Source organism: Streptomyces lateritius (assembly GCF_014649715.1).
GTDB classification, from domain to species: domain Bacteria; phylum Actinomycetota; class Actinomycetes; order Streptomycetales; family Streptomycetaceae; genus Streptomyces; species Streptomyces lateritius.
The window spans coordinates 376,999-401,484 of sequence record NZ_BMTO01000007.1; the positions used below are offsets into that span (position 1 = coordinate 376,999).

Here is a 24,486-nt window from a genome sequence, read left to right on the forward strand (position 1 = left end):
GGTCCGCCCCCGCCCTCCCCTCCCCCCTCTCTTCTCTTCCCCTTCACCTTCACCTTCACCTTCACCTTCACCTGCGAAGGAGCTCTGCCATGTCTCCGCTCAGTCGCCGTGCCCTGCTCACGGCGGGCGCCGGCGCGGCGCTCTCGCTCGGCCCGACCGCCGCCCCGGCGGTCGCCGGATCCCACGGATCGTCCGGGCCGTTCGGCCGCTTCGGCTCGCCCGCCGCCCGGCTCAACGCGCGCACCCTGTACGTCCACCCCGGCGGCCTCGGGGACCACGCGAGCGTCCAGGGGGCGGTGAGCGCCACGAGCGGCTCCGGCTGGACGCTCGTCCTCGCCCCCGGCACGTACCGCGAAACGGTCTCCGTCGGTGCGGCCAGCACCGGGATGACCTGGATCGGGGCGAGCGAGAACCCCCGCGACGTCGTCGTGGTGTACGACAACGCGGCCGGCACGACCCGCCCGGACGGCACCCCCTACGGCACGAGCGGTTCGGCGACGACCACCGTCCAGGCGGACGGCTTCACCGCTCGGTGGATCACCTTCGCCAACGACTTCCTGCGCACCGATCTCCCGGGGAACCCCGGTACCCAGGCGGTCGCGCTCAAGGTGCAGGGAGACAGGTCCGCCTTCTTCCACTGCCGGTTCCTCGGTCACCAGGACACGCTCTACGCCGACTCCATGGTCATGACCGCGGTCGCCCGCCAGTACTTCGCGCACTGCTACGTCGAGGGCGACGTCGACTTCGTCTTCGGCCGGGCCCGCGCGGTCTTCGAGCACTGCCACTTCCGTACGCTGCTGCGCACCGACCTCGCGTCCGCCCCGCACGGCTTCGTCTTCGCCCCGTCGACCGTCCGCGCCAACCCGTACGGCTTCCTGGCCACCCGCTGCCGGGTGACCAGCGAGGCGCCGGACGGCTACTACAAGCTGGCCCGGCCCTGGGTGCCGAGTTCGGACACGACGGCCTGGCCGTCCCTCGTCGTCCGCGGCAGTGTGCTCGGGCCCGGGATCGACGCGGTGGCTCCGTACGCGAACATGCGGGACGCGTATCCCTGGCAGGCCCAGCGTTTCGCCGAGTACCGCAACACGGGGCCGGGCGCCGCCGCCCCGGTCCCCGAGAACCGTCCGCAACTCGGCCCCGCGGAGGCCGGATCGGCGACGAGGTCCACGTACCTCGACGGCTGGCTCCCCGGGGCCCGTTCAGACCGGCCGTCGGACCGGTGACCAGTGGGCCGAGCCGGTGGGAGCCGGCCGGGTGGTGCCGTCTACCGCTCCGGTGCGCCGAAGTCGCCGCGCAGCGACTGCTGTCGGCGGAGCATGTCCGTCGTGGTGACGGTGTACGAGTCGGCGGCGACGTCGCGGGCGCCCTCGGCGTGGTTGTACTGGCCGGCGAAGACGTGCCGCCCGGGCGGGACCGTGCGGCCCTCCTTGAGCGTCCAGCGGTAGACGAGCGCGGCGCCCTCCTCGCGTACGGAGACGGTGAAGTCCTGCTCGGGCAGGGTGCGCCAGTGTCCGGTGCTGGCGATCCCGCCGGTCAGGGCGACCCGCAGCTCGACGGTGAGCGCGCTCAGAGGCGCAGGCACGGTGAGGGTGATGTTGCTCTGGGCCCACCAGCGGTTGCTGCCGGGGTCGATCGCGCCGGCCGCCTGGAGCGGGGGATGCGGCGCGGGCACCGTGGCGACCGGGGCGGGAGCGCGGTGCACGGTGGTCGCGACCAAGCCGCCGAGGATGAGGACCCCGACGACGGCCGCCGCCACCGCGAGGGTCCGCGCCCAGGGGCTCGCCGGGCGCGGAAGGCTCCGGCGGAGCCGTGCGGGTTCCGGGGGCGCCGCCGCCATGCCGCGTTCGACGCGGGCGAGGATGCGGGCACGGTCGGGGCGGTGGGCTTCGGCCGCCTCGCGCAGCTGCCGGCGCAGTGTGGCCTCGTCCATCAGTTCCTCCCTCCGACCAGTTCGGTGGCGGCCCGGGGGCCGAGCAGCCGCTGCAGTTCCGCCATGCCCTTCGAGGTCTGGCTCTTGACCGTACCGACCGAGACCCCGAGGGCCTGTGCCGTGTCCCGCTCCGAAAGGTCGAAGGCGTGGCGCAGGACGACACAGGCTCGCTTGCGGAACGGCAGCGCCCGCAGGGCGGTCCGGACGTCGACGACCACCGGTATGTCGGGGTCGTCGACGTGCTCGGAGCGCCGGTCCCAGAAGAGCGCGATCCGGCGGCGTTCCCGTACGGCTCCCCGGATGCGGCTGCGGACGAGGTTGGCGACCACACCCCGCGCGTAGGCGACGGGGTGGTCGGCCGCGCGCACCCGGTCCCAGCGGTGCCAGAGCGCGACCATCGCGTCCGCCGCGAGATCGTCCGCGGCATCCGGCTCACCGGTTAACAGGTGGGCGAGACGGGCGAGTTCCGCGTAGTGGCGCTCGAAGAAGTCGTGGAACTCCGTCGTGGGGTCGTCAACCGCTGTGTCCACGGCCTGCTCTCTCGGTGCGTCCGGACAGCGGGGCGGGGACGGCGACCGGGCCGGAGCTGCCGCGTACGGTCAGGTCCGGGGCGATGAGCACCGTGCCGGTCTCCTCGTGCCCGTCGAGGTGGGCGACGAGGCGTTCCACGGCGTGTCGTCCCATCTCCTGGGCCGGCACGCCGACGGAGGTGAGGGGTACGGAGGCGTGGGCGGCGACCTGGGCGGCGCAGACGGCGACCACGGAGATGTCCTCGGGCACCGCGAGGCCCTGGTGCCGCAGCAGGGCGAGGAGGGGTTCGACGGCGGCCTCGTTCTGCACGACGAACGCGGTGGTCGAGGGACGTTCCTCGAAGACGCGGCCCACGGTGGCCGCCACGGCTGCGTGGGTTCCCTCGCAGGGGCGGTGGAGGAGGCCGACGCGCCGCCCGGCCGCGGCCGCGCGCAGCCCGGCGAGGGTGCGCTCGGCGAAGCCGGTGCCCCGGGCGTAGACGGCGGGTGGCTCGCCGAGCACGGCGATCTGCCGGTGGCCGAGGTCGGCGAGATGGTCGACGCAGCGCGCGCCGGCCGCCTCGAAGTCCAGGTCGACGCAGGTGAATCCGGTGGTGTCGGCAGGAAGTCCGATGAGGACGGCGGGCCGTTCGGCCTGGCGCAGGAACGGCAGGCGAGGGTCGTCGAGTTCCACGTCCATGACGATCATGGCGTCGGCGATGGCGCTGCCCTCGACCCGGCGCACGGCCTCTGGCCCCTCCTCGCCCGTGAGGAGCAGGACGTCGTAGCCGTGTGCGCGGGCGGCGGTGGTGACGGCCATGGCGATCTCCATCATCACCGGCACGTACAGGTCGGTGCGCAGCGGCATCATCAGCGCCAGGATGTGGGTCCGGCTGCTGGCCAGGGCGCGGGCGCCGGCGTGCGGCCGGTAGCCGAGCTCGTCGATGCTGCGCCGGATGCGCTCGCGGGTTGACGCGGAGATGGAGCGTTTGCCGCTGAGCACGTAGCTGACCGTGCTGGCCGACACTCCGGCGTGGCGGGCGACATCGGCGAGGGTGACCATGGACTTCTCTGTCTTCTCCGCAGCGGTTTCGGGCGGTCCGGCGGGGCGTCCCCGACGTCCAGGCCCCCGACCCTAAGCGGCAGCTCAGCGGCGTGTCCAGCAGGGCGCCCTGCCGGGGGTCCGCGGGCTCACCCCGCGAAGGGCGTGCCCGGCACTCCGTGTCCGGCGTCCGGCAGGACGAAGAGCGAACCGGCGGGCGCGGGCGGATCGTTGAGCCCGGTGCGTGCCGTCGTGACGTACAGGTCGCGCAGCGCGGGTCCGCCGAAGGCGCACGCGGTCGGGCGTGCCACCGGCAGGTCGACGATCCGGTCGAGCGACCCGTGCGGGGTGTAGCGGCGCAGCTGTCCCCCGTCCCAGAGCGCGACCCAGACGCAGCCGTCCGCGTCGACGGTGAGGCCGTCGGGGTACCCGGCGCCCGGCTCGACGCTCGCGAACGGGGTCCGCTCCGAGATCCGTCCCTCGCGCAGGCGCAGGGTGTCGACGCGGCGGGTGGGGGTGTCGACGTAGTACGCGAGGGAGGCGTCGGGGCTCCAGCCGATGCCGTTGCTGATGGTGACCTCGTCGAGGAGCGCGGTGGCGGTGCCGTCGGCGGCGAACCGGACGAGGTTGCCACCGCCGGGCCTTTCGTCGTAGCGCATGGTGCCGGCCCACAGGCTGCCGTCGGGGGCGACGGCCGCGTCGTTGCCGCGCCGGCCCGGTACGGGGTCGTGCCGCAGCCACGAGAACGCGCCGCCCGCGTCGTACAGTCCGATGCCATCCCGGAGGTTGGCCACGAGGCCGCCTCCCGCGCGGGGTTTCGCCGCTCCGATGTGCTGCGCCACGGCGGTCACGGAGCGGCGGCCGCTGCCGGGTTCGTAGGTGTGGATCCGGCGGCCGAGGATGTCGACCCAGACGAGCCGGGACAGCGCCGGGTCCCAGGTGGGGCCTTCGCCGAGCAGGGCGTACTCGCGCACCGCGACCTCGATGCGCGCCGGACGGCTCATCGCGCGTTCCCGTGGCCGAGCCGGAGGGAGAGACCGGCCGCGCCCTCTGCGGCGAGCGCGGTCAGCTCGTGTTCGCGTTCCTCGCTCCAGCGGTTGACGGGGACGGAGATCGACAGGGCGGCGACGACCCGGCCGGTCCGGTCCCGTACGGGCGCGGCGACGCGGCTCGCCTCGGGGTTGGACTCCCGGTGCTCGACGGCGACGGCCCGGGCACGGGCCTCGGCGAGGGCGGCCCGCAGGGTGTCAGGTGCGGTGATGCTGTGGGGTGTCATGGCGGCCAGTTCGCGGCCCGCGACGCGGGATTCGAGCTCCGCCTCGGGAAGCGAGGCGAGCAGCATCTTGCCGACGGCGGTGCAGTGGGCGGGCAGCCGGCGCCCGGCCGCCGGGACCATGCGGACGGCGTGGGTGGAGTCCGCCTTGGCGATGTAGATGACGTCCGTGTCCTCCAGGACGGCGACATGGACGGTCTCGCCGCAGGTGTCGGCGACCTCGCGGGCGGTGCTGCGGCCCTCGGCGGCGAGGTCGAGCTGTTCGGCGTAGCGGCTGCCGAGCTGGTAGCTGCGGACGCCGAGCCGGTAGCGGCCGGGCCGGCCCGCGACCGGTGCCAGGTAGGAACGGGCGGCGAGGGTGGTGAGCAGTTCCTGGGTACTGGTGCGTGGCAGGTCGAGCCGGCGGATCACTTCGGGTGCGGAGAGGGTCTCCGGTCCGGAAAGGAACAGTTCGAGGATGTCGAACGCCCTGGTCGCCGCTGGAACGAGCCGGCCCATGACCGCCCACCCCCCTCCCCTGTTCGATATTTCGATCACCGACCGGAATCACGAACACAGGTTAGCCATCAGGTGGTTCGCGGGCAATGGCCCCCTTCTCGCACGGCCGCCCGGGCGTACGTCGTCGCCGGCGCCGCGAACCGCCCCCTCCCCGTCGCATCGCGGGGCATGGGTGGCGCTGACACCACCCCTGGCGCCGGCCGTCCCACCGTTCCCTGGCACCCCTCCCCGCGGCCGGATCCACGACCCGACCGCGGGGCATTGACACCCCCAAGGAGCGTGCATACGGTCTCGCCATCATTTCGAACGTGTGACGAAATATCGAACACCACGATACGAACGGTACGACCGGAACCGAGGGGCAACCACCGTGCGCATCACGGGAATCACCACACATGTCGTCGGCACCCCCTGGCGGAATCTCACCTACGTCCAGGTGCACACCGACGAGGGACTGACCGGCGTCGGCGAGACACGTATGCTCGGCCACACCGACGCGCTGGTCGGCTATCTCCGCGAGGCGGAGGCCAACCACATCGCGGGCTCCGACCCGTTCGCGGTCGAGGATCTCGTCCGGCGGATGAAGTACGGCGACTACGGGCGGGCCGGCGAGATCGTGATGTCGGGCATCGCCGTCATCGAGATGGCCTGCTGGGACATCAAGGGCAAGGCACTCGGCGTGCCGGTCTGGCAGCTGCTCGGCGGCCGGGTGACCGACCGCGTCAAGGCCTACGCGAACGGCTGGTACACCACCGAGCGGACCCCGGAGGCGTACCACAAGGCGGCGCAGGAGGTCGTGGCGCGCGGCTACCGCGCCCTGAAGATCGACCCGTTCGGCACCGGCCACTTCGAACTCGACGCGGAACAGACCCGGTACGCGGTGTCCCTGATCGAGGCGGTCCGGGACGCGATCGGTCCGGACACCGAATTGATGCTGGAGATGCACGGACGGTTCTCCCCCGCCACGGCGGTGCGGCTGGCGCGCGACCTGGCCCCCTTCAACCCCGCCTGGCTGGAGGAGCCGGTGCCGCCGGAGAACCTCAAGGCGCTGGAGAAGGTGGCCGCCAAGGTCGACATGCCGATCGCGACCGGTGAGCGCATCCACGACCGCATCGAGTTCCGGGAGCTGTTCGAGTCGCAGGCCGCCGACATCATTCAGCCGGATCTCGGCCACATCGGCGGCATCCTGGAGACCCGCAAGCTCGCGGCCACGGCCGAGACCCACTACATGCTGGTCGCCCCGCACAACGTGGGCGGTTCGGTGCTCACCGCCGCGTCGCTCCAACTCGCCACGTGCACACCAAACTTCAAGATCCTGGAGCATTTCAACGACTTCGCGGACGCGGAGATCAAGAAGGTCGTCCGCGGGGCGCCCCAGGTGGATCCGGAGACCGGATGCTTCGAGGTGTCCCAGGCGCCGGGTCTCGGGGTCGAGCTGGACGTGGACGCGGCGGCCGAGTTCCCCCAGCAGCGGGCCCGTTTCGACCTGTGGGCCGAGGGCTGGGAGCGGAGGAAGCCGGAGTGAGCGGCACCGGGGCGGGTGGCTCCACCGCCGTGGGCGGCACCGGAGGGACGAGCCGCGCGATCGTCGTCGATAAGCGCGGCGAACACCGGCTCGTCGAGCGGCAGGTGCCCGAGCCCGGCACGGACTACCAGCAGGTCATCAAGGGGCTCGTCCTCCTCGCCGAGGTCGGCTTCGACGTAGGGAACAAGCGGCGCGCGGGCCGCTAGCGGAGGGGGAGGGAGAGAACTCGGTCCAACCTGGGCCCCAAGAGTCCAACAGCCCGGGGGCCGGGCGGGGTTGTGCGCGGGGCGTCCCCGGGATGGGATGGAGGTGCGGCGAGCAAACGCTTTCTGTGCCGCTGACCTCCCCGGACCCCTTCTCCCTCCCCTCCCGCAGGAGACCCATGTCCACGCTCCCCTGGTACGAAGACGTCTCCCCCGGCGCGGGCGCCCTGCCGCCCCGCGCCTGGTACGCCCGCTCGGACGCCGCCTCCCTGTCGCTGGGCGGCACCTGGCGCTTCCGTCTCTCCCCCACCGCCGACTCCGAGGACGAGTCGTTCGCCGCCGAGGGGTACGACTGCGGCGCCTGGGGCGAGATCACGGTGCCCGGCCACTGGGTCCTCCAGGGCAAGGACCGCGGCGCCCCCGCGTACACGAACGTCCGCTACCCCTTCCCCGTCGATCCGCCGCGCGTCCCGACCGAGAACCCCACCGGTGACCATCTGCGCGGCTTCGACCTCCCGGACGGCTGGCCGGAGACCGGCGACGCCGTGCTGCGCTTCGACGGTGTGGAATCCGCTGCCCGGGTCTGGCTCAACGGCGAGGAACTGGGCACGTTCAAGGGCTCGCGCCTTCCGCACGAGTTCGCGGTGGGGCCGCTGCTGAAGCGGCGCGGCAACGTGCTCGCCCTCCGCGTGCACCAGTGGTCCTCCGGGTCGTACCTGGAGGACCAGGACCAGTGGTGGCTGCCGGGCGTGTTCCGGGACGTGACCCTGCTCCACCGTCCCGAGGGCGCGGCCCGCGACTTCTTCGTGCACGCCTCGTACGACCACACCTCCGCCACCGGCACCCTGCGGGTGGAGTGCGATGTGCCCGGCCGCGTCACCGTGCCCGAGCTGGGCATCGACACGGCGACGGGGACGGGCGTGACGGTGCGGGTCGAGCCGTGGAGCGCCGAGAGGCCGCGCCTGTACGAGGGCGAGTTGGCCGCCGGGGGCGAGCGGATCCCCCTGCGGATCGGGTTCCGTACGGTCTGTGTCGAGGACGGCGTGATCAAGGTGAACGGCCGTCGGATTCTCTTCCGGGGCGTGAACCGGCACGAGTTCCACCCGGAGACCGGCCGTGCGGTGGACCTGGCGACGATGCGCCGGGACGTGGAGCTGATGAAGCGGCACAACATCAACGCCGTCCGCACCTCCCACTACCCGCCCCATCCGGCTTTCCTGGACCTGTGCGACGCGTACGGCCTGTGGGTCGTCGACGAGTGCGATCTGGAGACCCATGGTTTCGAGGAGCTCGACTGGCGGGCCAACCCGGTCGACGACGCGCGCTGGACGCCGGCGCTGCTGGACCGCGCGGAGCGGATGGTCGAGCGGGACAAGAACCACCCTTCGGTGATCATGTGGTCACTGGGCAACGAGTGCGGCACCGGCGCCGGGCTCACCGCGATGGCCGCGTGGATCCGGGACCGCGATCCGCTGCGGCTCGTCCACTACGAGGGCGACCGGTCGTGCGCGGACACGGACGTGTACTCCCGTATGTATCCGCCGCACGCGGAGGTCGAGGTGATCGGCCGCCGGGAGGACGACGGCCCCGCCGCCCGGCGCGAGCTGCCCTTCGTCCTCTGCGAGTACGGGCACGCCATGGGGAACGGTCCGGGTGGACTCGCCGAGTACCAGCGGCTGTTCGAGCGGTACGAGCGCTGCCAGGGCGGGTTCGTCTGGGAGTGGATCGACCACGGCCTCGTCCACCCCCGGTACGGCCACGCTTACGGCGGTGACTTCGGCGAGGAGCTGCATGACGGCAACTTCGTCTGCGACGGCCTGCTCTTCCCCGACCGGACCCCGTCGCCCGGCCTCGTCGAGTACAAGAAGGTGATCGAGCCCGTCCGGATCGAGGCCGGCACCACGGCCGGGAGCGTACGCGTCACCAATCTGCACGACGTCGTGGATCTGTCCGCCGTCTCCTTCGTCTGGTCGCATCTGGTCGACGGGGAGAGCATCGGGAGCGGCCCGCTCGCGGTGCCCGGGCTCGCCGCCGGGGAGAGCGCCGAGGTTCGGCTGCCCGCGCCGCCGGAGGACGAGCGCGAAGGGGAGCGGACCTGGACCGTACGGGCGCTGCTCGCCGGGGACACGGCGTGGGCGCCGGCGGGACACGAGATCGCGTGGGGTCAGCTCCCGGTGTCGGGACCCCTCCGTGCCGTCAAGACGAGCGGCGTGCGGCCGCTGGTGGAAGGGCGGCGGATCACCCTCGGCCCGGCCGTTTTCGACGCCCGCACGGGTGAGCCGGTCGCGCTCGGCGGGATCTCGCTCACCGGTCTGCGGCTCGACGTCTGGCGGGCGCCGACCGACAACGACCACGGGGCGGCCTGGCAGCCCGACGAGCGCCATGGACTGCTCTGGCACGAGCTGGGGCTGCACCGGATGCGGCACCGGGTCGACGCGGTGGAGACGGACGGCGAGGCGGTGACGGTCCGTACCCGGGTGGCGCCCGCGGCGCGGGACGTGGGTCTGCGCACCGTCTACCGCTGGACGTCCGACGGGACGCGCGTGGGGCTGAAGGTCTCGGTCACCCCGGAGGGCGAGTGGCGGCTGCCCCTCCCCCGGCTCGGTGTCCGCCTCGGCCTCCCGGCGGCCTGGGACCGGGTGGCCTGGTTCGGCGGTGGGCCGGGCGAGGCCTACCCGGACACCCGGGCGGCGGCGCGGCTCGGCCGGTGGCGGGCCACCGTGGACGAGCTCCAGACGCCCTACCTACGTCCGCAGGAGAACGGAGCCCGGATCGGCACCCGGTGGGTCGAACTGGGCGACGGTGGGGGCCGCTTGCGCGTCGAGGGCGATCCCGTGTTCTGGTTCACGGCCCGCCGTTGGACGAGTGAGCTGCTCGACGCGGCGGACCACCTCGCCGACCTCGTGCCCGGTGACACGGTGTGGCTGAATCTGGACCACGCCCAGCACGGCATCGGGTCGCAGTCCTGCGGCCCGGGCGTCCTGCCGGAACACCGCCTGCACGCCGCTCCCGCCACGTTCTCCTTCACGTTCGCGCCGCTCGCCGGGGAGTCCGGGTGACCGTCACGGCCACCCGGACCGTGCGCCCCCCCTCAGCGGATCAGCCGCTCCGGAAGAATCTCCTGGGCGCGTAGTTCGCCGAGGACGAGGGCCGCGTACTCCGTGGCCCCGCGCACCGAGGTGTGGGTGTTGTCCCGCTTCTCCGCAGTCAGGTAGAGGGCCTTGGACGCCTCGGGTCCCAGCTCCTCGACCCGCGCCCTGGTGAGGGCGGTCAGGTCGATCAGCGGGGTTCCGAGGCCGGCGGCGAGACGCCGGATCTCGGCGGGGTGGTCGACGCCGAGGCCGTTGACGAGCAGGGCGGTGCCGTTGTTCAACGTGCCGTCGGCATTGAACCAGCGGCGCACGATCGGCGTCACGAGCACGGGCCGGCCACCCCGCTCCCGTACCCCTTCGACGAGGGTCGTGAGGTTGGCGCGGTAGGTCACTGCGTCGGTCTGCTTGTCGTTGTGGGCGAGCTGGATCAGCACGCGGTCGCCGGGCCGGATCAGCGGCTGGACGGCGGGGAAGAGGGCGGGGTTCGCCAGGTAGCTGACAGTGCTCTCCCCGGAGTCGGCGTGGTTGGCGACCGCGACACCGCGCGTGAGGAACCGGGGCAGTTGCTGCCCCCAGCCGGTGTACGGCTCCCCCGGCTGGTCGCAGACGGTGGAGTCCCCGACGAGGAAGAGCCGCGGCGTGGCCGGGGCCGTGGTGATCCGGACACCGGAGAGCCGTTGCGCCGCGCCGCCGAAGGTCAGGTCGAGGCCGGGGCTTCCGGCGGGTCCGGTCGGCTCGCCCTCCGGGTCGCGGACGTCGACGGTGAACGAGCGCCGGGTCCGCTCCCCCGCGCCGGTGTCGGTCCCGGCCAGCAGGGCGCGCCGGGTCTCGCCCGTGACGGAGGTCGAGCCGGCGGTGCGCCCGCCGAGGGTGACGGTGACGTCGTACGTGCCGGGCGGGACGTCGAAGTGGCAGACGAGCGCTTGCGTGGTGGCGGACGGGGCGCAGTGGTCGAGTCCCTGGCCGTAGGGGCCGCCGTCGGCATGGGCCGGGGCGGCGGTGAGCAGGGCGGCCGCGGTCGTGGCGACGGTGAGCAGGGCGGTGCGTCGCATCGGTGCTTCTCCTTACGCGGGGAGGCTGTCGCCGACGAGGGCGAGGTTCTGGATGGCGGCGAGCCCGAAGAGGGCGGTGGTGTTGGTGCTGATCCACAGGTGCTCGTAGCCGGGTTCGAGCGCGGCGGGCCCCTGGACGGGGGTCTTGTCCCAGACCATCGCCGAGGTGTAGCCGTCGCTCGCGTGGAACTTGGCCCAGGCGCGCTTGGCGAGCGCGGGGTCGTTCAACTGGGCCGCCGCGTAGGCGTCCTGGCGCGAGTGGCCCTGGAAGAGGAGCAGGTTGCCGAAGTTCTTGCCGTAGCGGGCCGCCTGTTCCGTCTTGGAGGCGTTGAAGTAGCGGCAGTAGTCGAGCCAGGCGTTCTTGAAGGCGGGCATGTCGACGAGGTCGATGAGTTCGGCGCACATCTCGACCAGGCCGAACATCGCGGAGAGGTGGGAGACGCCGACGACGGGCTCGGTGGCGACGGCGAACCGCCCGGTGTCGAGGTCGTAGAGGCCCGTGCCCTGGACGAACCCGTTGGGCTGGGCGGCGATGGTCTCCATGGTCGAGCGCAGCCGCGCCTCGGCCTTCTCCGCCTTGGGGCCGCCGCGTTCCCACTCGGTGAGCCAGGCGGCGGCGAGACCGCTCCAGTCCGTGCCGAAACCGACGGACAGGGCGTGACGGTCCGGGGTGTAGGGCTCGGTGCGGATCTTCCGGATCGGATCGAGGACGAGGAAGGTCTCGTCGGAGTCGACCAGGGCGTGCATGAGGTCGCCGACGCGTTCGTCGGCGGTGAGGTAGTAGTAGGGGCGGCGGTAGACGGCGGTGGAGATGCGCTGCTGCTTGGCGCTGCACGCGAAGTGCTGGACGCCGTGCCGGGTACCGAGGCCGGCCCAGGTGCCGAGGTGGTAGACGTCGACCTCGCCGGTGTGGCGGGTCATCGCCTCGGCGAACCGGAAGATGTCGGAGCGGCCTGAGCGCAGGTAGGCGTACCAGAGCCACAGGTCGGGAGAGAGCTCGGAGTTGTCCCAGGCGTAGCCGCCGACGTCGTACCGCCACTGGTGCCGGTCCTCGTCGTAGGTGTGCATGATGTCGCCGTAGTCCCAGAAGCCGTACCAACGGCGCTGCTCGGCCTGGTCCTTGTAGTACGTGAAGAGGTAGTCGAGGTGGTCCTCGATCTTCGCCTTCGCCGGCGTGGAGCGGTCGACGGGGGCGAAGAGTCCGCCGAACACCCGGGCCCGGCTGAGGTCTTCCGGGCTTGCGGCGAGCTGGGGCGGGGTGGCCACGGCGGCGGCCTGCGCGACGAGCGCCTCGGCGGTCGGCGTGGCCCCGTTGGCCCAGAACATCAGCTCGCTGGTGCGGGCGATGCCGTACGGCGTGCCGAAGCCGGGCTCGTAGTCCTCGTAGGTGATGTTGAGGCCTTCGAGCTGTTCGGGGAAGGTGTCCTGACCCATGCCGTCGTGGTAGAAGCGGAGGTCCATGGGCTGGGCCTCGGGCGACCAGAGCCAGAGGGTGACCTCGGCGGCGTCGCCCGCGGCGCCCCGGATGTCGAGCTGCGCCGGGTGCTTCTGCCAGAAGTCCCGTAGCCCGAAGGAGAACCCGCCGCTCGGCCCGCCGACGTAACCGAAGCCGTTCGCCCGGCGGCCGCCGCCGGCCGGGATCCAGCCGTGGCCGGCCTTGGTGCGCTTGCGCAGGGAAAAGCCGTCGGCGGAGAGCTGGGAGAGGGTGTAGTCGCCCCAGGTGGGAATGTACTGGAGGCGGGAGGTGACCCGCTGGTCCCAGGTGGCCGGGTCGGGCAGCTTCTCGCCCTTGACCTGGGCCGTGCGGACCGCGGAGCCGGGGTCGCGGCGCAGACCGGTGATGCCCTTGACAGCCTCGGTGAGGAAGCCCTGGCCCTCACCCGCGATACGGATGTGGCGGTCGTAGGCGGCGTCGCGCATCGGGACGGTGAAGCGGACACCGAGGCCGCGGACGAAGTCCTTGTTCTGGTCTCCGTCGTAGGTGATCGTGTGCACCATCCGGAAGGATTCGGCGCCGGCGTAGAAGTAGAGACGGACGGAGAACGGCAGCCAGCCTCGGCTGCCCTTCCGGTGTTTGCCGTCGATGCGCACGACCGCGCGGACGGGGCCGCGCTGTTCGAGGGTGGCGCCGGCGATCTCGCCGTCGAACCGCTCCCACTTGGCGTTGCCCTGGTCGCCCTCGTCGAGGTCGCTCTGGCGCAGCAGGACGAGCCGTCCGTCGGTGGCGATCTTCACTCCGTCGCGCGTCACGGACTCGACGAGCTTCCTGCCGTCGCGGGAGACGACCGCCCTTATCGTGCCGGTGTCGACGGTGATGCGGCGGTCGGTCTCGGTGACGGTGATCCGCCGGCCGGCGGCGGCCGGGGTTCCGGGGGCGAGGGTGAACTTCCGCGCGCCCGCGGCCTCGGGGCCGACGGCGTGCGCGGTCCATTTGAGCGAGCCGTCGGGCCAGCGGGCGGTGGTCCACGTCTGTACGGGGACCTCCGTGCCGTCGGCCGTGGTGAGCGCGAAGGTCCGGTCGGCGGGGTGGGCGCCCTTGGGCCAGGGCACCCCGAACGTGGACCCGGGCGCCGCCCCCAGTCCGCCGTCCTCCAGCCAGGTGACGGTCGCCGGCCGCTCGGCGGCGGGGGGTTCGGCGCTCGCGGCGGCCTGTGCGTCGCCCCGCCCGATGGCCCAGCTGAACTGGGCGGCGGCACCGGCGACGGCGGCGGCCTTGAGCAGAGACCTGCGAGGGATCGGAGACATGGCAGTCCTTTCATGAGCATGACATTCATGGGGCCCGACGGTGGTTGCCGCGAGCCGTGGAAGCGGCCAGACGCTCCCGAGCCGGCCGGGGAGACCGCACCTGGAGGGCGACGGCAAGGAGGTGTCCCAGCGAGACGACCGGCGGCTTCCGCACGACGCGCCACGGGCGCGGCGGAGAGGCGGGCCGCCTCGGCTCGGGCCGCGTCGGCTCGGGCCGCGTCGGCTCGCGGTCCACCGCCTCGCGGTCCACCGCAGCGAGCACGCGGCGACCCCCGCGACGGCGGCGCGCGGGCCGCCCGCTCAGCGGGCCGCCGCGCGCCTCTCCACCGCGAGGGTCGCCGCCATCGCGACACCCAGCGCCGGGGCCGCCAGGGGAACGGCGAACCAGGCCGAGGCCGCGATCACGGCGAAGCCGCAGACGACGAGGAGGGAACCGGCCGGGTCGCGCACCGTGCGGCGGGCCGACGCGGCGAGCAGCGACCGCCACGAGGAGCCCGGCCGCCAGGCGGCGCAGGCGCGCAGGACGGTGACGACCAGACCGATCGCCGCCAGGACCCCGAGCACGCCGACCGTACGGCCGCCCGGCAGCCCCGCCCGTACGATCGCGAGGTCCAGCCACACCAGGGCGAGCGCGGCCCAGACCGCCACCCCCACGAGCCAGCCGCGGCGCGCGGCGGACCGCAGGTCCGCCACGAACGCGCGCAGGCCGCCCTCCTCGTCGCCCGTCCAACGGCGCAGATGCGCCGCCCCCGCGGCCAGCGCCGCGGGAAGGGTCACCAGCGGCAGGGACGCGAGCGTGATCCAGATCCCGACGAGGAGACACTCGGCGAACACGCCGAAGCGTTCCAGTGTCTGCGGCTTGAGCATGGACGCCGCCTCCTCAGCCCTTCAGTCCGGACGTGGCCATACCGTCGATCAGATAGCGCTGGAAGGCCAGGAAGAAGAGCAGTACCGGCAGCAGCGCCACGAGCGACATGGCGATCATGCCGCCGTAGTTGGCGAGACCGTCCTGGTCGACGAACATCTTCAGGCCGAGCGAGACGGTGTACTTCTCGGGCTCGTTGAGGTAGATCAACGGCCCCATGAAGTCGTTCCACGCGTTGATGAAGGTGAAGATCGCGCTGGTGATGAGGGCGGGACGGCAGAGCGGCAGGACGATCGACCAGTAGATCCGCAGGTGCCCGCAGCCGTCCAGGCGCGCCGCCTCGTCCAGCTCCTTGGGCAGGTTGCGCATGAACTGCATCATCAGGAAGACGAAGAACGCGTCCGTGGCCAGGTACTTGCCGAGCAGCAGCGGTGTGTAGGTGTTGACGAGTTCCAGCTTCTGGAAGAGCACGTACTGCGGGATGAGCAGCACGTGGTACGGCAGCAGCAGCGTGCCGATCATCACCGAGAAGAGGATCCCGCGCCCGGCGAAGCCGATTCTGGCGAAGGCGTAGGCCGCCAGCGAACAGGACAGGACCACGCCGGCCACCGAACCGAGTGACAGCAGGAGCGAGTTGGAGAAGAAGGTGGAGACGGGGATGTCCGCGATGCCGTCGGCGAGCCGGCGGTAGTTCTCCAGTATCGGATCGGTGGGCAGCAGCCGCAGACTGCCGACGATCTCGTCGTTCGGCTTCAGCGAGCCGCCGATCACCCACACGACCGGGTAGAGGACGACCGCGAGGACGGCGAGCGCCCCGAGATGCCAGGCGATCGATCCCGTACGGGCACGCCCCGACCCCGTACGCGTACGCCTCGACGTGCTCGTCAGGGTCATCGGGACGCCTCCTCGTAGTGCACCCAGCGCCGCTGGGACCAGAACAGCACCGCGGTCACCAGACCGACGGCGAGCAGCAGCATCCAGGCCATCGCCGAGGCGAAGCCCATCCGGCTGTTCTCGAAGCCCTGGATGTACAGGTAACAGGTGTAGACGAGGGTCGCGTCGGCCGGTCCGCAGGAGTTGCCCTGGCCGCCGAGGATGTAGGCGGAGCCGAAGATTTGGAAGGAGTGGATCGTCTCCAGGAGCACGTTGAAGAAGAGCACCGGTGAGATCATCGGCAGGGTGATGTACCAGAACCGGCGCCATGTCCCCGCACCGTCCATCTCCGCAGCCTCGTAGAGCTCACGCGGGACCTGCTTGAGCCCTGCCAGGAAGATCACCATCGGGGCGCCGAACTGCCAGACGGTCAGGGCGACCAGGCTGTAGACGATCCGGTCCGGGTCACCGATCCAGCCGCCCGCGTCCAGGCCGAACACCTGCTGGGCGCGGTCGACGACGGCACCGTCCGAGAAGATCGCGCGCCAGACGATGGCGATGGAGACGCTCGCGCCGATGAGCGAGGGCGCGTAGAACGCGGCCCGGTAGAAACCCTGGCCCGCGCGCTTCTGGTTGAGGAGCAGCGCCACGCCGAGCGCGGCGGCCAGCTTGAGCGGTGTACCGACGATCACGTACCAGCTCGTCACCTCCACCGAGGTGCGCCAGCGCGGGTCGGCGAACATCTCGGTGAAGTTCCGCAGGCCGATCCACCGCGGGGCGTCGAAGAGGTTGTAGTCCGTGAAGGCGAAGTAGAGGGAGGCGATCATGGGTCCCGCGGTGAGCAGGACGAAGCCTGCGATCCATGGGGACATGAAGAGGTATCCGGCGAGGTTCTCGCGGTGGGCACGGCCGCGCCGGGCGCCTCCCGAGGGTGTCGCGGAGCCGCCCCCGGCCGCGGTGCCCGGTGCTGCGGGGTCCACGGCCGGCGGCGCCGGCGGTACGTGTGTCACGGCCGTTCCCATCAGGAGCCGAGGGCCGTCTCGGACTCGGTGAAGTACTGCTTCACCGCGTCCGGCACCGACCGCTTGCCGAGCGCCATCTCCTCCGCGAGGCGCAGGAAGGCCGCCTCGCAGACGTCGGCGCCCGCCGGGTGCGGGGTGATCGTCTCCAGGACGCCGGAGTCCACCAACTGCTGCTCGTACGCGGCGATCTGCCGGGCGACCGGGTCGGTGGGCTTGAACGCCTCGTACTGGGCCGTGGTGGCCGGGACACCGCGGTCGAAGCCCATGATGGTGGCGACCTCGGGGTCATGGACCATGAAGTCGATGAACTGGGCCACTTCCCTGGGGTGCTTGGTGCGCTTCGACCCGCTGAGCATCAGCGAACCGAGGTACTGCCCGGTCCGCTTGCCGTCTGTGGTCGGGATGGGCGCGAGCCCGTACTCGCTCTTGCCCTCGGCGGTGTAACGGATGGCGAAGTTGTCCCAGGTGAACTCGGAGGCGGCGAGTTCGGCGGTGACGGCCGACTTCGGCCTGGCCTGGGCGACCTTCCCGGGGGCCGCGTGGACGCCCGAGCGGACACCGGCGTACGCCCGCGTCCACCAGTCGGTGAGATCGGCCTCGGTGAAGCCGAGCCCGTCCTTGGTGAAGAACGCCTTGCCGTGCTGGCGCAGATGGAGGTCGTAGAGGTACATCACGCCGTACATCCCGCTGTCGCCGGCCCGGCCCTGGGTGTCGCGGATCTTGGCGAGGGCGGCCTGGAACTCTCCCCAGGTCCAGCCCGGACGGGGCGTGATGCCCGCCTTGGCGAAGAGCTTCCGGTCGATGACGAGGGCCATCGAGTTGCTGCCGACCGGTACGCCGAGAAGCTTGCCGTCGATCTCGCCGAACTTCTCGAGTCCGGCCCGGAAACCGTCGAGGCGGAGGTTTCCGGCCTTGACCTGTTCGCGCAGGTCGAGCAGGACGTTCTTCTCGTCGTACTTGCGCAGGAACCCGATCGCGTTCTGGAAGACGTCGGGGGGATTACCCCCCGAAGCCTGGGTGTTGAACTTCTTCCAGAAGTCGGCGTAGGGCTGGAAGTCCGTCTTGACCTTGATCTTCGGGTACTTCTTCTCGAAGAGCGCGATCGACTGGTTGATCCGCTTGGCGCGGTCGTCGGACCCCCACCAGGCGTACCGGATGGTCACGGATCCGTCGCCGGAGCCGCTTCCGCTGCCACACCCCGCCGCGGTCAGGCCGAGAGCGGCCAGTGAACCGCCGGTGAGCTTGAGCATGCCCCGTCGGTCAACAGTGCTGGTGGTACGCACAGTTCGTCCTCCCGCGCGTGATGATTGAAACGTTTTAGGAAAGCGCTTGCTGGGACAACGTAGAGAGGGTCGCCCCGTACGTCAACGGTTCGGACGCATCCGCCCGAAGCGCTTCGAGGGAAGGGGCGATCAGGCCAGTCTGATGACGTTCCACGACAGCGGTTCCAGTGCGACCTCGAGGACGCCGTCCCCGAGTGCGCCGCCGTCCACGAGCCGCGGGACGACCCGCCCGGGGTCCGCCGCCGTGTTGCACGCCTCGGGATCCGGGTCCGCGAGCACGCTGTGTTCCACGATCCGGGTCAACTCCAGTCCCCGCAGGGCGACCTCCAGCGGAAGCTCCCGGTCCTGGGCCCGGTTGACCGCGAACACGGTCACGCCGCCGTCCTCGTTCCGCACCGCCGTGGCGTGCAGCAGCGGGACGTCGCCGTAGCGCCGCGTCGCGTGCGTCGGCGCGTCCACGCGCACGTCGAGGACCGTGCCACGACCGTGGCGCGAGGCCTGGGCGAAGGGGAAGAAGGTGCTCTGCCGCCAGGCCGGGCCGCCGGGCTCGGTCATGATCGGCGCGATGACGTTGACGAGTTGGGCGAGACACGCGACGGCGACGCGGTCCGCGTGGCGCAGCAGGGTGATCAGGAGCGAGCCGACGACGACCGCGTCGGTGACGGTGTAGACGTCCTCCAGGAGGCGCGGGGCCTCCTGCCAGTCCTCCACGGGGTGCGGGTTGGGCCGTCGCTGGTACCAGACGTTCCACTCGTCGAAGGAGAGGGTGATCCGCTTCTCCGACTTCAGCCGGGCGCCGACGTGGTCGCACGTGACGACGACCTGCTCGATGAAGGACTCCATGTCGACGGCAGAGGCGAGGAAGGAGTCGCGGTCGCCGTCGGTCTCCTCGTAGTACGCGTGCAGGGAGACGTGGTCCACGAGCTCGTATGTCTCGGCGAGCACGGTGGCCTCCCACGCGGCGAAGGTGGGCATGGTCCGGTGGGAGCTGCCGCACGCGACCAGTTCGAGGCCGGGGTCGATCTGGCGCATGGCGCGGGCGGTCTCGGCGGCGAGCCTGCCGTATTCGGCGGCGGTCTTGTGGCCGGTCTGCCAGGGGCCGTCCATCTCGTTGCCCAGGCACCACAGGCGGACGCCGAACGGGTCCTCGTTCCCGTGCGCGATCCGGCGCTCGGAGAGCGCGGTGCCGGCGGGGTGGTTGGCGTATTCGAGCAGCTCCACCGCTTCGGTGACCCCGCGGGTGCCGAGGTTGAGCGCCAGCATCGGCTCGGCGTGGGGCCCGAGCTTCTTCAGGAAGGCGGCGAACTCGGCGAGGCCGAAGCGGTTGGTCTCGGTGGAGCGCCAGGCGAGGTCGAGGCGGCGCGGCCGGTCCTCGACGGGTCCGACGCCGTCCTCCCAGCGGTGGCCGGACACGAAGTTGCCGCCCGGGTAGCGGACGGCGGTGACGCCCAGCTCACGGACCAGTTCCAGGACGTCGACGCGCAGACCGTCCGCGTCAGCGGTGGGGTGGCCGGGTTCGAAGATCCCGGTGTACACGCAGCGACCGAGGTGTTCGACGAACGAGCCGAAGAGGCGGGGGTCGACACGGCCGACGGAGAAGTCGGGGTCGAGCGCGAAGCGGGCGGTGTCGCGGGACATGCGGCTCCATATGTTCGAAATCTCGAATTGTGATCGCAACTTCGAACAGGACCGTAGGTTCGGACTCCGTGTCCGTCAATGGGTCCACGGACTCCGGAGGCACGGGGCCCGGCGCGGCCCCTGGCCGCGCGAAGGGCCGGCCGGACCCGCTTTCCCGGGCCCGGCCGGCCGTGTCGTACGCGGAACCGCCCTTGCGGGGCGCTGCTATTCGAGCAGCTCCGCGTACGAGCCCATGGCCAGGGCGATGTCCGCCTGGGCCCAGAAGCGGTGGTACGTGAAGACGGGCGCGGCGCCGCCCGCCAGATAGGCCTCGATCTTGGGCCAGGCCGGGTCGTCCTGGTAGAAGGAGCGGATCGAGGCGAAGGTGGACGAGGAGTTCACCGTGTCGCCGTTCGGCATGGTGCCGGTCCAGCCGGACGGCACGTACACCGGGTCGTCGAAGCGGTTGTAGTCGGCGCGGGTCTCCGGGACGGCGATGCCCAGCGGGTCCTGGTGGTGGGTCCACATCCCGTCCAGAAGCGCCTTGGCCACCCGCTTGGCCTCGGCGTGCCCGGACTTCGCCGCGTAGTACGTCAGGGTCTTGGCGTAGGCGGCGGCGACGCCGACGTCGTCGGTGTAGTCGGTGACGGTGACGTGGAGTCCCGCGTTGGCGCCGGGGTTCGCGGCGTTCCAGGTGTCGGGCGCCCCGGACCACCGAAGGGTGGAGGGGATGCGGTAGGTGCCGTCGGGGTTGATCGTGGTCTTCGACAGCGCCCAGCCGACCCACTTGTCGAGCACTGTCTTGGCGGCCGCGTCACCGGTCTGCCGGTAGTACTCGGCCACCCGCTCCATCGACCAGGCCTGGAAGCCGAACCACTGGTTGGACGCGGGGTCGTGGTAGACCGGCTTCTCGTCGTAGAAGAGGCCGTGGAACGTGGGGGTCCCGGCCGGCGGCTGCGCGTAGCGGCCCTGCCAGCTGTTGGTGGCTCCGCCCGCGATGGCGCCCTCGTCGGACTGGAGCCAGCGGTAGAACTCCAGCTGCCGGTCCAGGCTGGTCGCCCAGTCCGCCGCGCCCGTCACCGACTTGGGCTTCAGCGGGGCGTACTCGCTCAGCGCGTAGGCGGCGAGCGGGTTCTGGTAGCCGCCGTGGGCGTGGCTGGAGCCGATCCGCCAGGACCAGCCGGCACTGGTGTCGGTGGCTCCGCCCCACGCGTAGTACCAGGACATCAGGTAGTGGGCGCTGTCCTTGCCGGTGCCGGCGGGGCAGACCGTCGGCCCGACGCAGTTCCCGGCCTTCTTGAAGTACTTGTCGAACATGGCGTAGCGCAGGTAGTCGCCCATCTTGGCCGCCTTGGAGACGGTGGTGGTGACCTGGGCACCCTTGCCCTGCTCCTTGGCCCAGATGTCGGCCCAGTAGGCGGCCTGGACCGCGCGGGCGTCGGCGTCGGGGGCGTTGGTGAACTTCCACTGCTTGGCGTAGGAGGCGTCCCCGGTGAAGAGGTCGAGATAGCCGTTCTTCCCGCCGTAGGCGAAGTTGTCGCAGGTGGGATGGGTGACGGTCTCCCAGACCGACTCCTGCGGGCCGCGCTGGAAGGTGTTGATGTAGGACGGTCCGCTCGCCGCGGGTCCGGCGTTGCACTTCCCGGGCTCGTTGCCGAAGCCGTAGACGTTGTCGACGTCCTGGATCCAGTGCATGCCGTAGAGGTCGTCGGTGCCGTACGCGCTCTTCAGCTCACCGGCGATCGGGTCGACGCCGGAGGTGACGCCGGAGTCGAGCCTGGCCGGGTACTGCGACGGCAGGTCGTGCTCGGGCGCGTAGGTGGCCGGCTTGGAGGCGTTGTAGCTCCCGGTCGTGGGCTGGTCGGCGTGGGTGGGGATCATGTACTTCTCCATGGTGTCCCACGCGCCGTTGAACTTGGTCCAGTCGCCGGTGATCTTGCCGTACATCGCCTGGAGCCAGATCAGGTAGCTGTACGCCTCCGAGGTCGTCTCGTGCCCGTGGTCGGGGGCCTCGACGATGAGCGTCTCGACGGAGTGGTACGGGATGCCCTCGGGCGAGAAGTAGCCGTTGGCCGGGTTCGTGATCTTCCCGTGGAGGTCGAGGAAGCGGGCGTCGTACGTGGAACCGGCCGCCAGTTGGGCGACGGTCACCTCGGCCTTGGCGTGGCCGGGGGCGGTCGCGGTGAAGACGGCCGAACCGGTGCCGGTCGGCGCGGCGGCGACGGTCACCTTCTGGGCGGTGTTCCAGTTCGCCGGGGTGAAGGTCAGGGTCGCCGGGGTGGCGCTGAGGTTGGTGTTGCCCGAGGTGCGGGCGACGCTCACCGCGACGTTCGCGGAGGGCCGGGTGGAGAGCTTCAGATCGAAGGTGCCCGTCGCGCCTTGGCGTACGCCGAGCTGGGCCGGGGTGGCGACCAGGGCGGCCCCTGCGGCGACCGTGATGCCCGCCGGGGCGGATTCGGCGGAGGCTCCGAGGCTGTCGTAGGCCTTGGCGTAGAGCGAGTGGGAGCCGGGGGCGAGGCCGGTGGCGCTCAGCGCGTACGGGGCCGTGGTGTCCGTGCCGAGCAGGGTGGTGTCGCTGTAGAACTCCACCCTGCTCACCGTCGCCTGGTCGGCGGCGGCCGCCGTGGCGGCGAGCGGAACGGGGTCGCCCGCTGTGAAGACCGCGCCCGCGGCCGGGCTGGTGAGCACGGCGATCGGGGGCTGGTGGGCGCCGGTGCAGGGGGTGCCGTTGACGGCGAAGGCGGTCGGGGCGGTGTTGGCCCCGCTGTAGGTGAACTGGGCGCCCGTCGTGACGGCGGCACCGGCGGCGACGGTCCGGTTCCAGGCCGCGTTCGCGACCGTGACGGTCTTCCCGGACTGGGACCAAATGCCGTTCCAGCCGTTGGTCAGCTGCTGGTTGCCGGCGTGGGCGTAGGTCAGGGTCCAGCCGTCGAGCGGGGTGGTGGCGCGGTTGGTGAGGGTCAGCTCGGCGGTGAAGCCGGACCCCCAGTCGTTGGTCGTGTAGTCGACGCTGCACTGGACCGCCGCGGCGTGGGCGGTGGTACCGCCGACGGCGGTCAGGCCCAGGGGGAGGGACAGGGTCGCGGCCAGCGCGGTGAGCAGGGTGCCTCGTCTTCGGGGCGGGCTCGGGGGCATGAGGGTGGTTCTCCTCGCGGCTCGGGAGGTGGGGGTGTGTATGGAACGGGAAGCCATGGACACAAGCTCTGAACCAGTGGGAGCGCTCCCACTGTGCCGACGGGGCGGAACCTCGTCAAGGTGCGCGAAGAGTCGAAGACATTCGACAGGGAAAGTTGCCAACCCCTCTTTTTTTTGCGGAGAGTTGGCGCTACGGTCTGGGCCCACCAGTGGGAGCGATTCCGTCAGTCGGCGCGTCGTGAGGTACGCGCCCTCGCTGCAAGGAGTCGCTCATGCGACACCCCCCGCGTTTGTCCGCGCTGCTCGCAGGAGCGGCGCTCACGATGGCGAGCACCGCTCTCGCCGTCGTCGGTACGGCCTCAGGAGCAGTGGCCGCACCTCTGTGCTCGGTGGAGTACTCGGTCGTCGGCCAGTGGGCCGGCGGCTTCCAGGGGTCCGTCACCGTGACCAACAACAGCGCCGCGCTCAGTGGTTGGCGCCTCGGCTTCGACTTCCCGGCCGGCCAGCAGGTCAGCCAGGGCTGGGGCGGCAAGTGGTCCCAGGCCGGGGCACGGGCCACGGCCGTCAACGAGAGCTGGAACGGTTCGCTCGGCACGGGTGCGCGCGTCACCACCGGCTTCATCGCGTCCTGGTCGGGCGCCAACACCGCGCCGACCGCTTTCACGCTCAACGGCACGGCCTGCGACGTCGACCCGGGGCCGGGCCCGACCGACCCGACCCCGACTCCCACGCCGACACCGACCCCCACCCCCACTCCGACGCCCACTCCCACGGATCCGACCGATCCGCCCGGCCCCGTCTCCGGCGCGCCCGAGCTGAGCGTCACCGGAAACCGGCTCACCGACCAGAACGGCGCCACCCGCCGGCTGCTCGGCGTCAACCGCTCCGGCGGCGAGTTCATGTGCGTCCAGGGCCACGGCATATTCGACGGCCCGGTCGACGACGCGTCGGTCCGCGCCATCGCGGACTGGAAGGCGAACACCGTCCGCATCCCGCTCAACGAGGAGTGCTGGCTGGGCCTGGACAACATCAAACCCGAGTACCGGGGCACCAGCTACGTCAACGCCGTCAAGGGCCTGGTCGACAAGGTGCTCGCGCACGGCATGACACCGATCGTCGAACTGCACTGGACCTACGGGCAGTACACCGGCAACTCGTCCGGCTGCGCCGACGTCCACGCCTCCTGCCAGAAGCCGATGCCGAACGCGCGGTACACCCCGGCGTTCTGGACCTCGGTCGCCGACACGTTCAAGAGCGACCGCCGCATCGTCTTCGACCTGTTCAACGAGCCCTATCCCGACCGGGCCACCTCCACCGCGGCGCAGGCCTGGACGTGCTGGCGCGACGGCGGCAGCTGCCCCGGCATCGGCTACGAGGTGGCCGGCATGCAGGACCTGGTGGACGCCGTCCGTGCGACGGGCGCCCGCAACCTCGTCCTCGTCCCGGGCATCGCGTACTCCAACGACCTGAGCCGGTGGCTTGACCACGCCCCCACCGATCCGACGGGCAATCTCGCCGCCGCCTGGCACGTCTACAACTTCAACACCTGCTCCAACGAGGCCTGCTGGGACAGCACCCTCGCGCCGGTCGCCGCCCGAGTCCCCCTGATCGCCGGTGAGATCGGCGAGAACACCTGCGGTCACGCCTTCATCGACCGCGTCATGAAGTGGTTCGACGACCGCTCCCTGTCCTACCTCGGGTGGACCTGGAACACGTGGAACTGCTCCTCGGGACCGGCCCTGATCACCTCGTACGGCGGAACCCCCACCAGTTTCGGCATCGGACTGCGCGATCACCTGCGCGCCCTGAACTGAAAGGCACC

18 protein-coding genes are annotated in these 24,486 nt (G+C 71.5%); 5 read left to right on the top strand and 13 right to left on the bottom strand.

From position 1 onward, the window contains the following. The first annotated feature begins 89 nt into the window (after positions 1 to 89). Entirely contained in the window at positions 90 to 1,223 is a 1,134-nt protein-coding gene (locus tag IE136_RS16985) for a pectinesterase family protein (RefSeq protein WP_189600757.1), read from the top strand. Positions 1,224 to 1,264: 41 nt separating this feature from the next. Here IE136_RS16985 and IE136_RS16990 read toward each other — a convergent pair whose 3' ends face one another. The 5 genes from IE136_RS16990 to IE136_RS17010 all read right to left on the bottom strand — a co-directional run bounded on the left by IE136_RS16990 (position 1,265) and on the right by IE136_RS17010 (position 5,252). Continuing rightward, a complete protein-coding gene (locus tag IE136_RS16990; protein ID WP_158993052.1) occupies positions 1,265 to 1,930 on the bottom strand; it encodes a hypothetical protein in 666 nt (221 codons plus the stop codon). Continuing rightward, a complete protein-coding gene (locus IE136_RS16995) occupies positions 1,930 to 2,460 on the bottom strand; it encodes a SigE family RNA polymerase sigma factor (protein WP_158993050.1) in 531 nt (176 codons plus the stop codon). Before IE136_RS16995 ends, IE136_RS16990 begins: the two co-directional genes overlap by 1 nt. Next, positions 2,444 to 3,502 (bottom strand): LacI family DNA-binding transcriptional regulator, encoded by a 1,059-nt coding sequence (locus IE136_RS17000; RefSeq protein ID WP_158993048.1) that lies wholly within the window; start codon positions 3,500 to 3,502, stop codon positions 2,444 to 2,446. Before IE136_RS17000 ends, IE136_RS16995 begins: the two co-directional genes overlap by 17 nt. Positions 3,503 to 3,630: 128 nt before the next feature. Then, complete coding sequence (locus IE136_RS17005; protein ID WP_189600758.1) at positions 3,631 to 4,485, bottom strand: SMP-30/gluconolactonase/LRE family protein; 855 nt, start codon at positions 4,483 to 4,485, stop codon at positions 3,631 to 3,633. Continuing rightward, the gene (locus tag IE136_RS17010; RefSeq protein WP_189600759.1) at positions 4,482 to 5,252 is read right to left on the bottom strand and encodes an IclR family transcriptional regulator; all 771 of its coding nucleotides are present in this window, start codon (positions 5,250 to 5,252) and stop codon (positions 4,482 to 4,484) included. Before IE136_RS17010 ends, IE136_RS17005 begins: the two co-directional genes overlap by 4 nt. 370 nt (positions 5,253 to 5,622) lie before the next feature. Between IE136_RS17010 and IE136_RS17015 the strand changes: the two genes are divergently transcribed. The 3 genes from IE136_RS17015 to IE136_RS17025 all read left to right on the top strand — a co-directional run bounded on the left by IE136_RS17015 (position 5,623) and on the right by IE136_RS17025 (position 10,039). Next, a complete protein-coding gene (locus IE136_RS17015; RefSeq protein ID WP_158993043.1) occupies positions 5,623 to 6,777 on the top strand; it encodes a mandelate racemase/muconate lactonizing enzyme family protein in 1,155 nt (384 codons plus the stop codon). Beyond that, positions 6,774 to 6,983, top strand: a complete 210-nt coding sequence (locus IE136_RS17020) for a hypothetical protein (RefSeq protein WP_158993041.1) — start codon at positions 6,774 to 6,776, stop codon at positions 6,981 to 6,983. Before IE136_RS17015 ends, IE136_RS17020 begins: the two co-directional genes overlap by 4 nt. A 176-nt stretch (positions 6,984 to 7,159) precedes the next feature. Next, positions 7,160 to 10,039, top strand: a complete 2,880-nt coding sequence (locus IE136_RS17025; RefSeq protein WP_189600760.1) for a glycoside hydrolase family 2 TIM barrel-domain containing protein — start codon at positions 7,160 to 7,162, stop codon at positions 10,037 to 10,039. Between the two features lie 32 nt (positions 10,040 to 10,071). Here the strand turns inward: IE136_RS17025 and IE136_RS17030 are convergent, their stop codons facing one another. From IE136_RS17030 to IE136_RS17065, 8 genes are all read right to left on the bottom strand, one after another. Next, complete coding sequence (locus IE136_RS17030; RefSeq protein ID WP_158993037.1) at positions 10,072 to 11,124, bottom strand: rhamnogalacturonan acetylesterase; 1,053 nt, start codon at positions 11,122 to 11,124, stop codon at positions 10,072 to 10,074. A 12-nt stretch (positions 11,125 to 11,136) separates the two neighbouring features. Beyond that, positions 11,137 to 13,869, bottom strand: coding sequence for an exo-rhamnogalacturonan lyase family protein (locus IE136_RS17035; protein ID WP_189600761.1), 2,733 nt, complete (start codon positions 13,867 to 13,869; stop codon positions 11,137 to 11,139). A 300-nt stretch (positions 13,870 to 14,169) separates the two neighbouring features. Beyond that, complete coding sequence (locus tag IE136_RS17040) at positions 14,170 to 14,736, bottom strand: hypothetical protein (RefSeq protein ID WP_158993035.1); 567 nt, start codon at positions 14,734 to 14,736, stop codon at positions 14,170 to 14,172. 13 nt (positions 14,737 to 14,749) lie between these two features. Continuing rightward, positions 14,750 to 15,628 (bottom strand): carbohydrate ABC transporter permease, encoded by an 879-nt coding sequence (locus IE136_RS17045; RefSeq protein WP_158993033.1) that lies wholly within the window; start codon positions 15,626 to 15,628, stop codon positions 14,750 to 14,752. Next, positions 15,625 to 16,617: a carbohydrate ABC transporter permease gene (locus tag IE136_RS17050; RefSeq protein ID WP_229818901.1), complete on the bottom strand. Its 993-nt coding sequence runs from the start codon at positions 16,615 to 16,617 to the stop codon at positions 15,625 to 15,627. The genes IE136_RS17045 and IE136_RS17050 overlap by 4 nt, the downstream gene beginning before the upstream one ends. An 11-nt stretch (positions 16,618 to 16,628) precedes the next feature. Continuing rightward, positions 16,629 to 17,879: an ABC transporter substrate-binding protein gene (locus IE136_RS17055; RefSeq protein WP_158993029.1), complete on the bottom strand. Its 1,251-nt coding sequence runs from the start codon at positions 17,877 to 17,879 to the stop codon at positions 16,629 to 16,631. Positions 17,880 to 18,041: 162 nt separating this feature from the next. After that, a complete protein-coding gene (arfA, locus tag IE136_RS17060; protein WP_158993027.1) occupies positions 18,042 to 19,550 on the bottom strand; it encodes an arabinosylfuranosidase ArfA in 1,509 nt (502 codons plus the stop codon). Positions 19,551 to 19,754: 204 nt separating this feature from the next. Continuing rightward, complete coding sequence (locus tag IE136_RS17065; protein WP_158993025.1) at positions 19,755 to 22,664, bottom strand: glycoside hydrolase family 48 protein; 2,910 nt, start codon at positions 22,662 to 22,664, stop codon at positions 19,755 to 19,757. A 272-nt stretch (positions 22,665 to 22,936) separates the two neighbouring features. Between IE136_RS17065 and IE136_RS17070 the strand changes: the two genes are divergently transcribed. Further along, positions 22,937 to 24,478 (top strand): cellulase family glycosylhydrolase, encoded by a 1,542-nt coding sequence (locus IE136_RS17070; RefSeq protein ID WP_189600762.1) that lies wholly within the window; start codon positions 22,937 to 22,939, stop codon positions 24,476 to 24,478. Positions 24,479 to 24,486 lie beyond the last annotated feature (8 nt).

Bases quoted from the DNA above. Each gene is read 5' to 3' on its own strand.
- IE136_RS16985 (WP_189600757.1), top strand. From the start codon at position 90: ATGTCTCCGCTCAGTCGCCGTGCCCTGCTCACGGCGGGCGCCGGCGCG.
- IE136_RS16990 (WP_158993052.1), bottom strand. From the start codon at position 1,930: ATGGACGAGGCCACACTGCGCCGGCAGCTGCGCGAGGCGGCCGAAGCC.
- IE136_RS17000 (WP_158993048.1), bottom strand. From the start codon at position 3,502: ATGGTCACCCTCGCCGATGTCGCCCGCCACGCCGGAGTGTCGGCCAGC.
- IE136_RS17005 (WP_189600758.1), bottom strand. From the start codon at position 4,485: ATGAGCCGTCCGGCGCGCATCGAGGTCGCGGTGCGCGAGTACGCCCTG.
- IE136_RS17010 (WP_189600759.1), bottom strand. From the start codon at position 5,252: ATGGGCCGGCTCGTTCCAGCGGCGACCAGGGCGTTCGACATCCTCGAA.
- IE136_RS17025 (WP_189600760.1), top strand. From the start codon at position 7,160: ATGTCCACGCTCCCCTGGTACGAAGACGTCTCCCCCGGCGCGGGCGCC.
- IE136_RS17030 (WP_158993037.1), bottom strand. From the start codon at position 11,124: ATGCGACGCACCGCCCTGCTCACCGTCGCCACGACCGCGGCCGCCCTG.
- IE136_RS17035 (WP_189600761.1), bottom strand. From the start codon at position 13,869: ATGTCTCCGATCCCTCGCAGGTCTCTGCTCAAGGCCGCCGCCGTCGCC.
- IE136_RS17040 (WP_158993035.1), bottom strand. From the start codon at position 14,736: ATGCTCAAGCCGCAGACACTGGAACGCTTCGGCGTGTTCGCCGAGTGT.
- IE136_RS17045 (WP_158993033.1), bottom strand. From the start codon at position 15,628: ATGACCCTGACGAGCACGTCGAGGCGTACGCGTACGGGGTCGGGGCGT.
- IE136_RS17055 (WP_158993029.1), bottom strand. From the start codon at position 17,879: ATGCTCAAGCTCACCGGCGGTTCACTGGCCGCTCTCGGCCTGACCGCG.
- arfA (WP_158993027.1), bottom strand. From the start codon at position 19,550: ATGTCCCGCGACACCGCCCGCTTCGCGCTCGACCCCGACTTCTCCGTC.
- IE136_RS17065 (WP_158993025.1), bottom strand. From the start codon at position 22,664: ATGCCCCCGAGCCCGCCCCGAAGACGAGGCACCCTGCTCACCGCGCTG.
- IE136_RS17070 (WP_189600762.1), top strand. From the start codon at position 22,937: ATGCGACACCCCCCGCGTTTGTCCGCGCTGCTCGCAGGAGCGGCGCTC.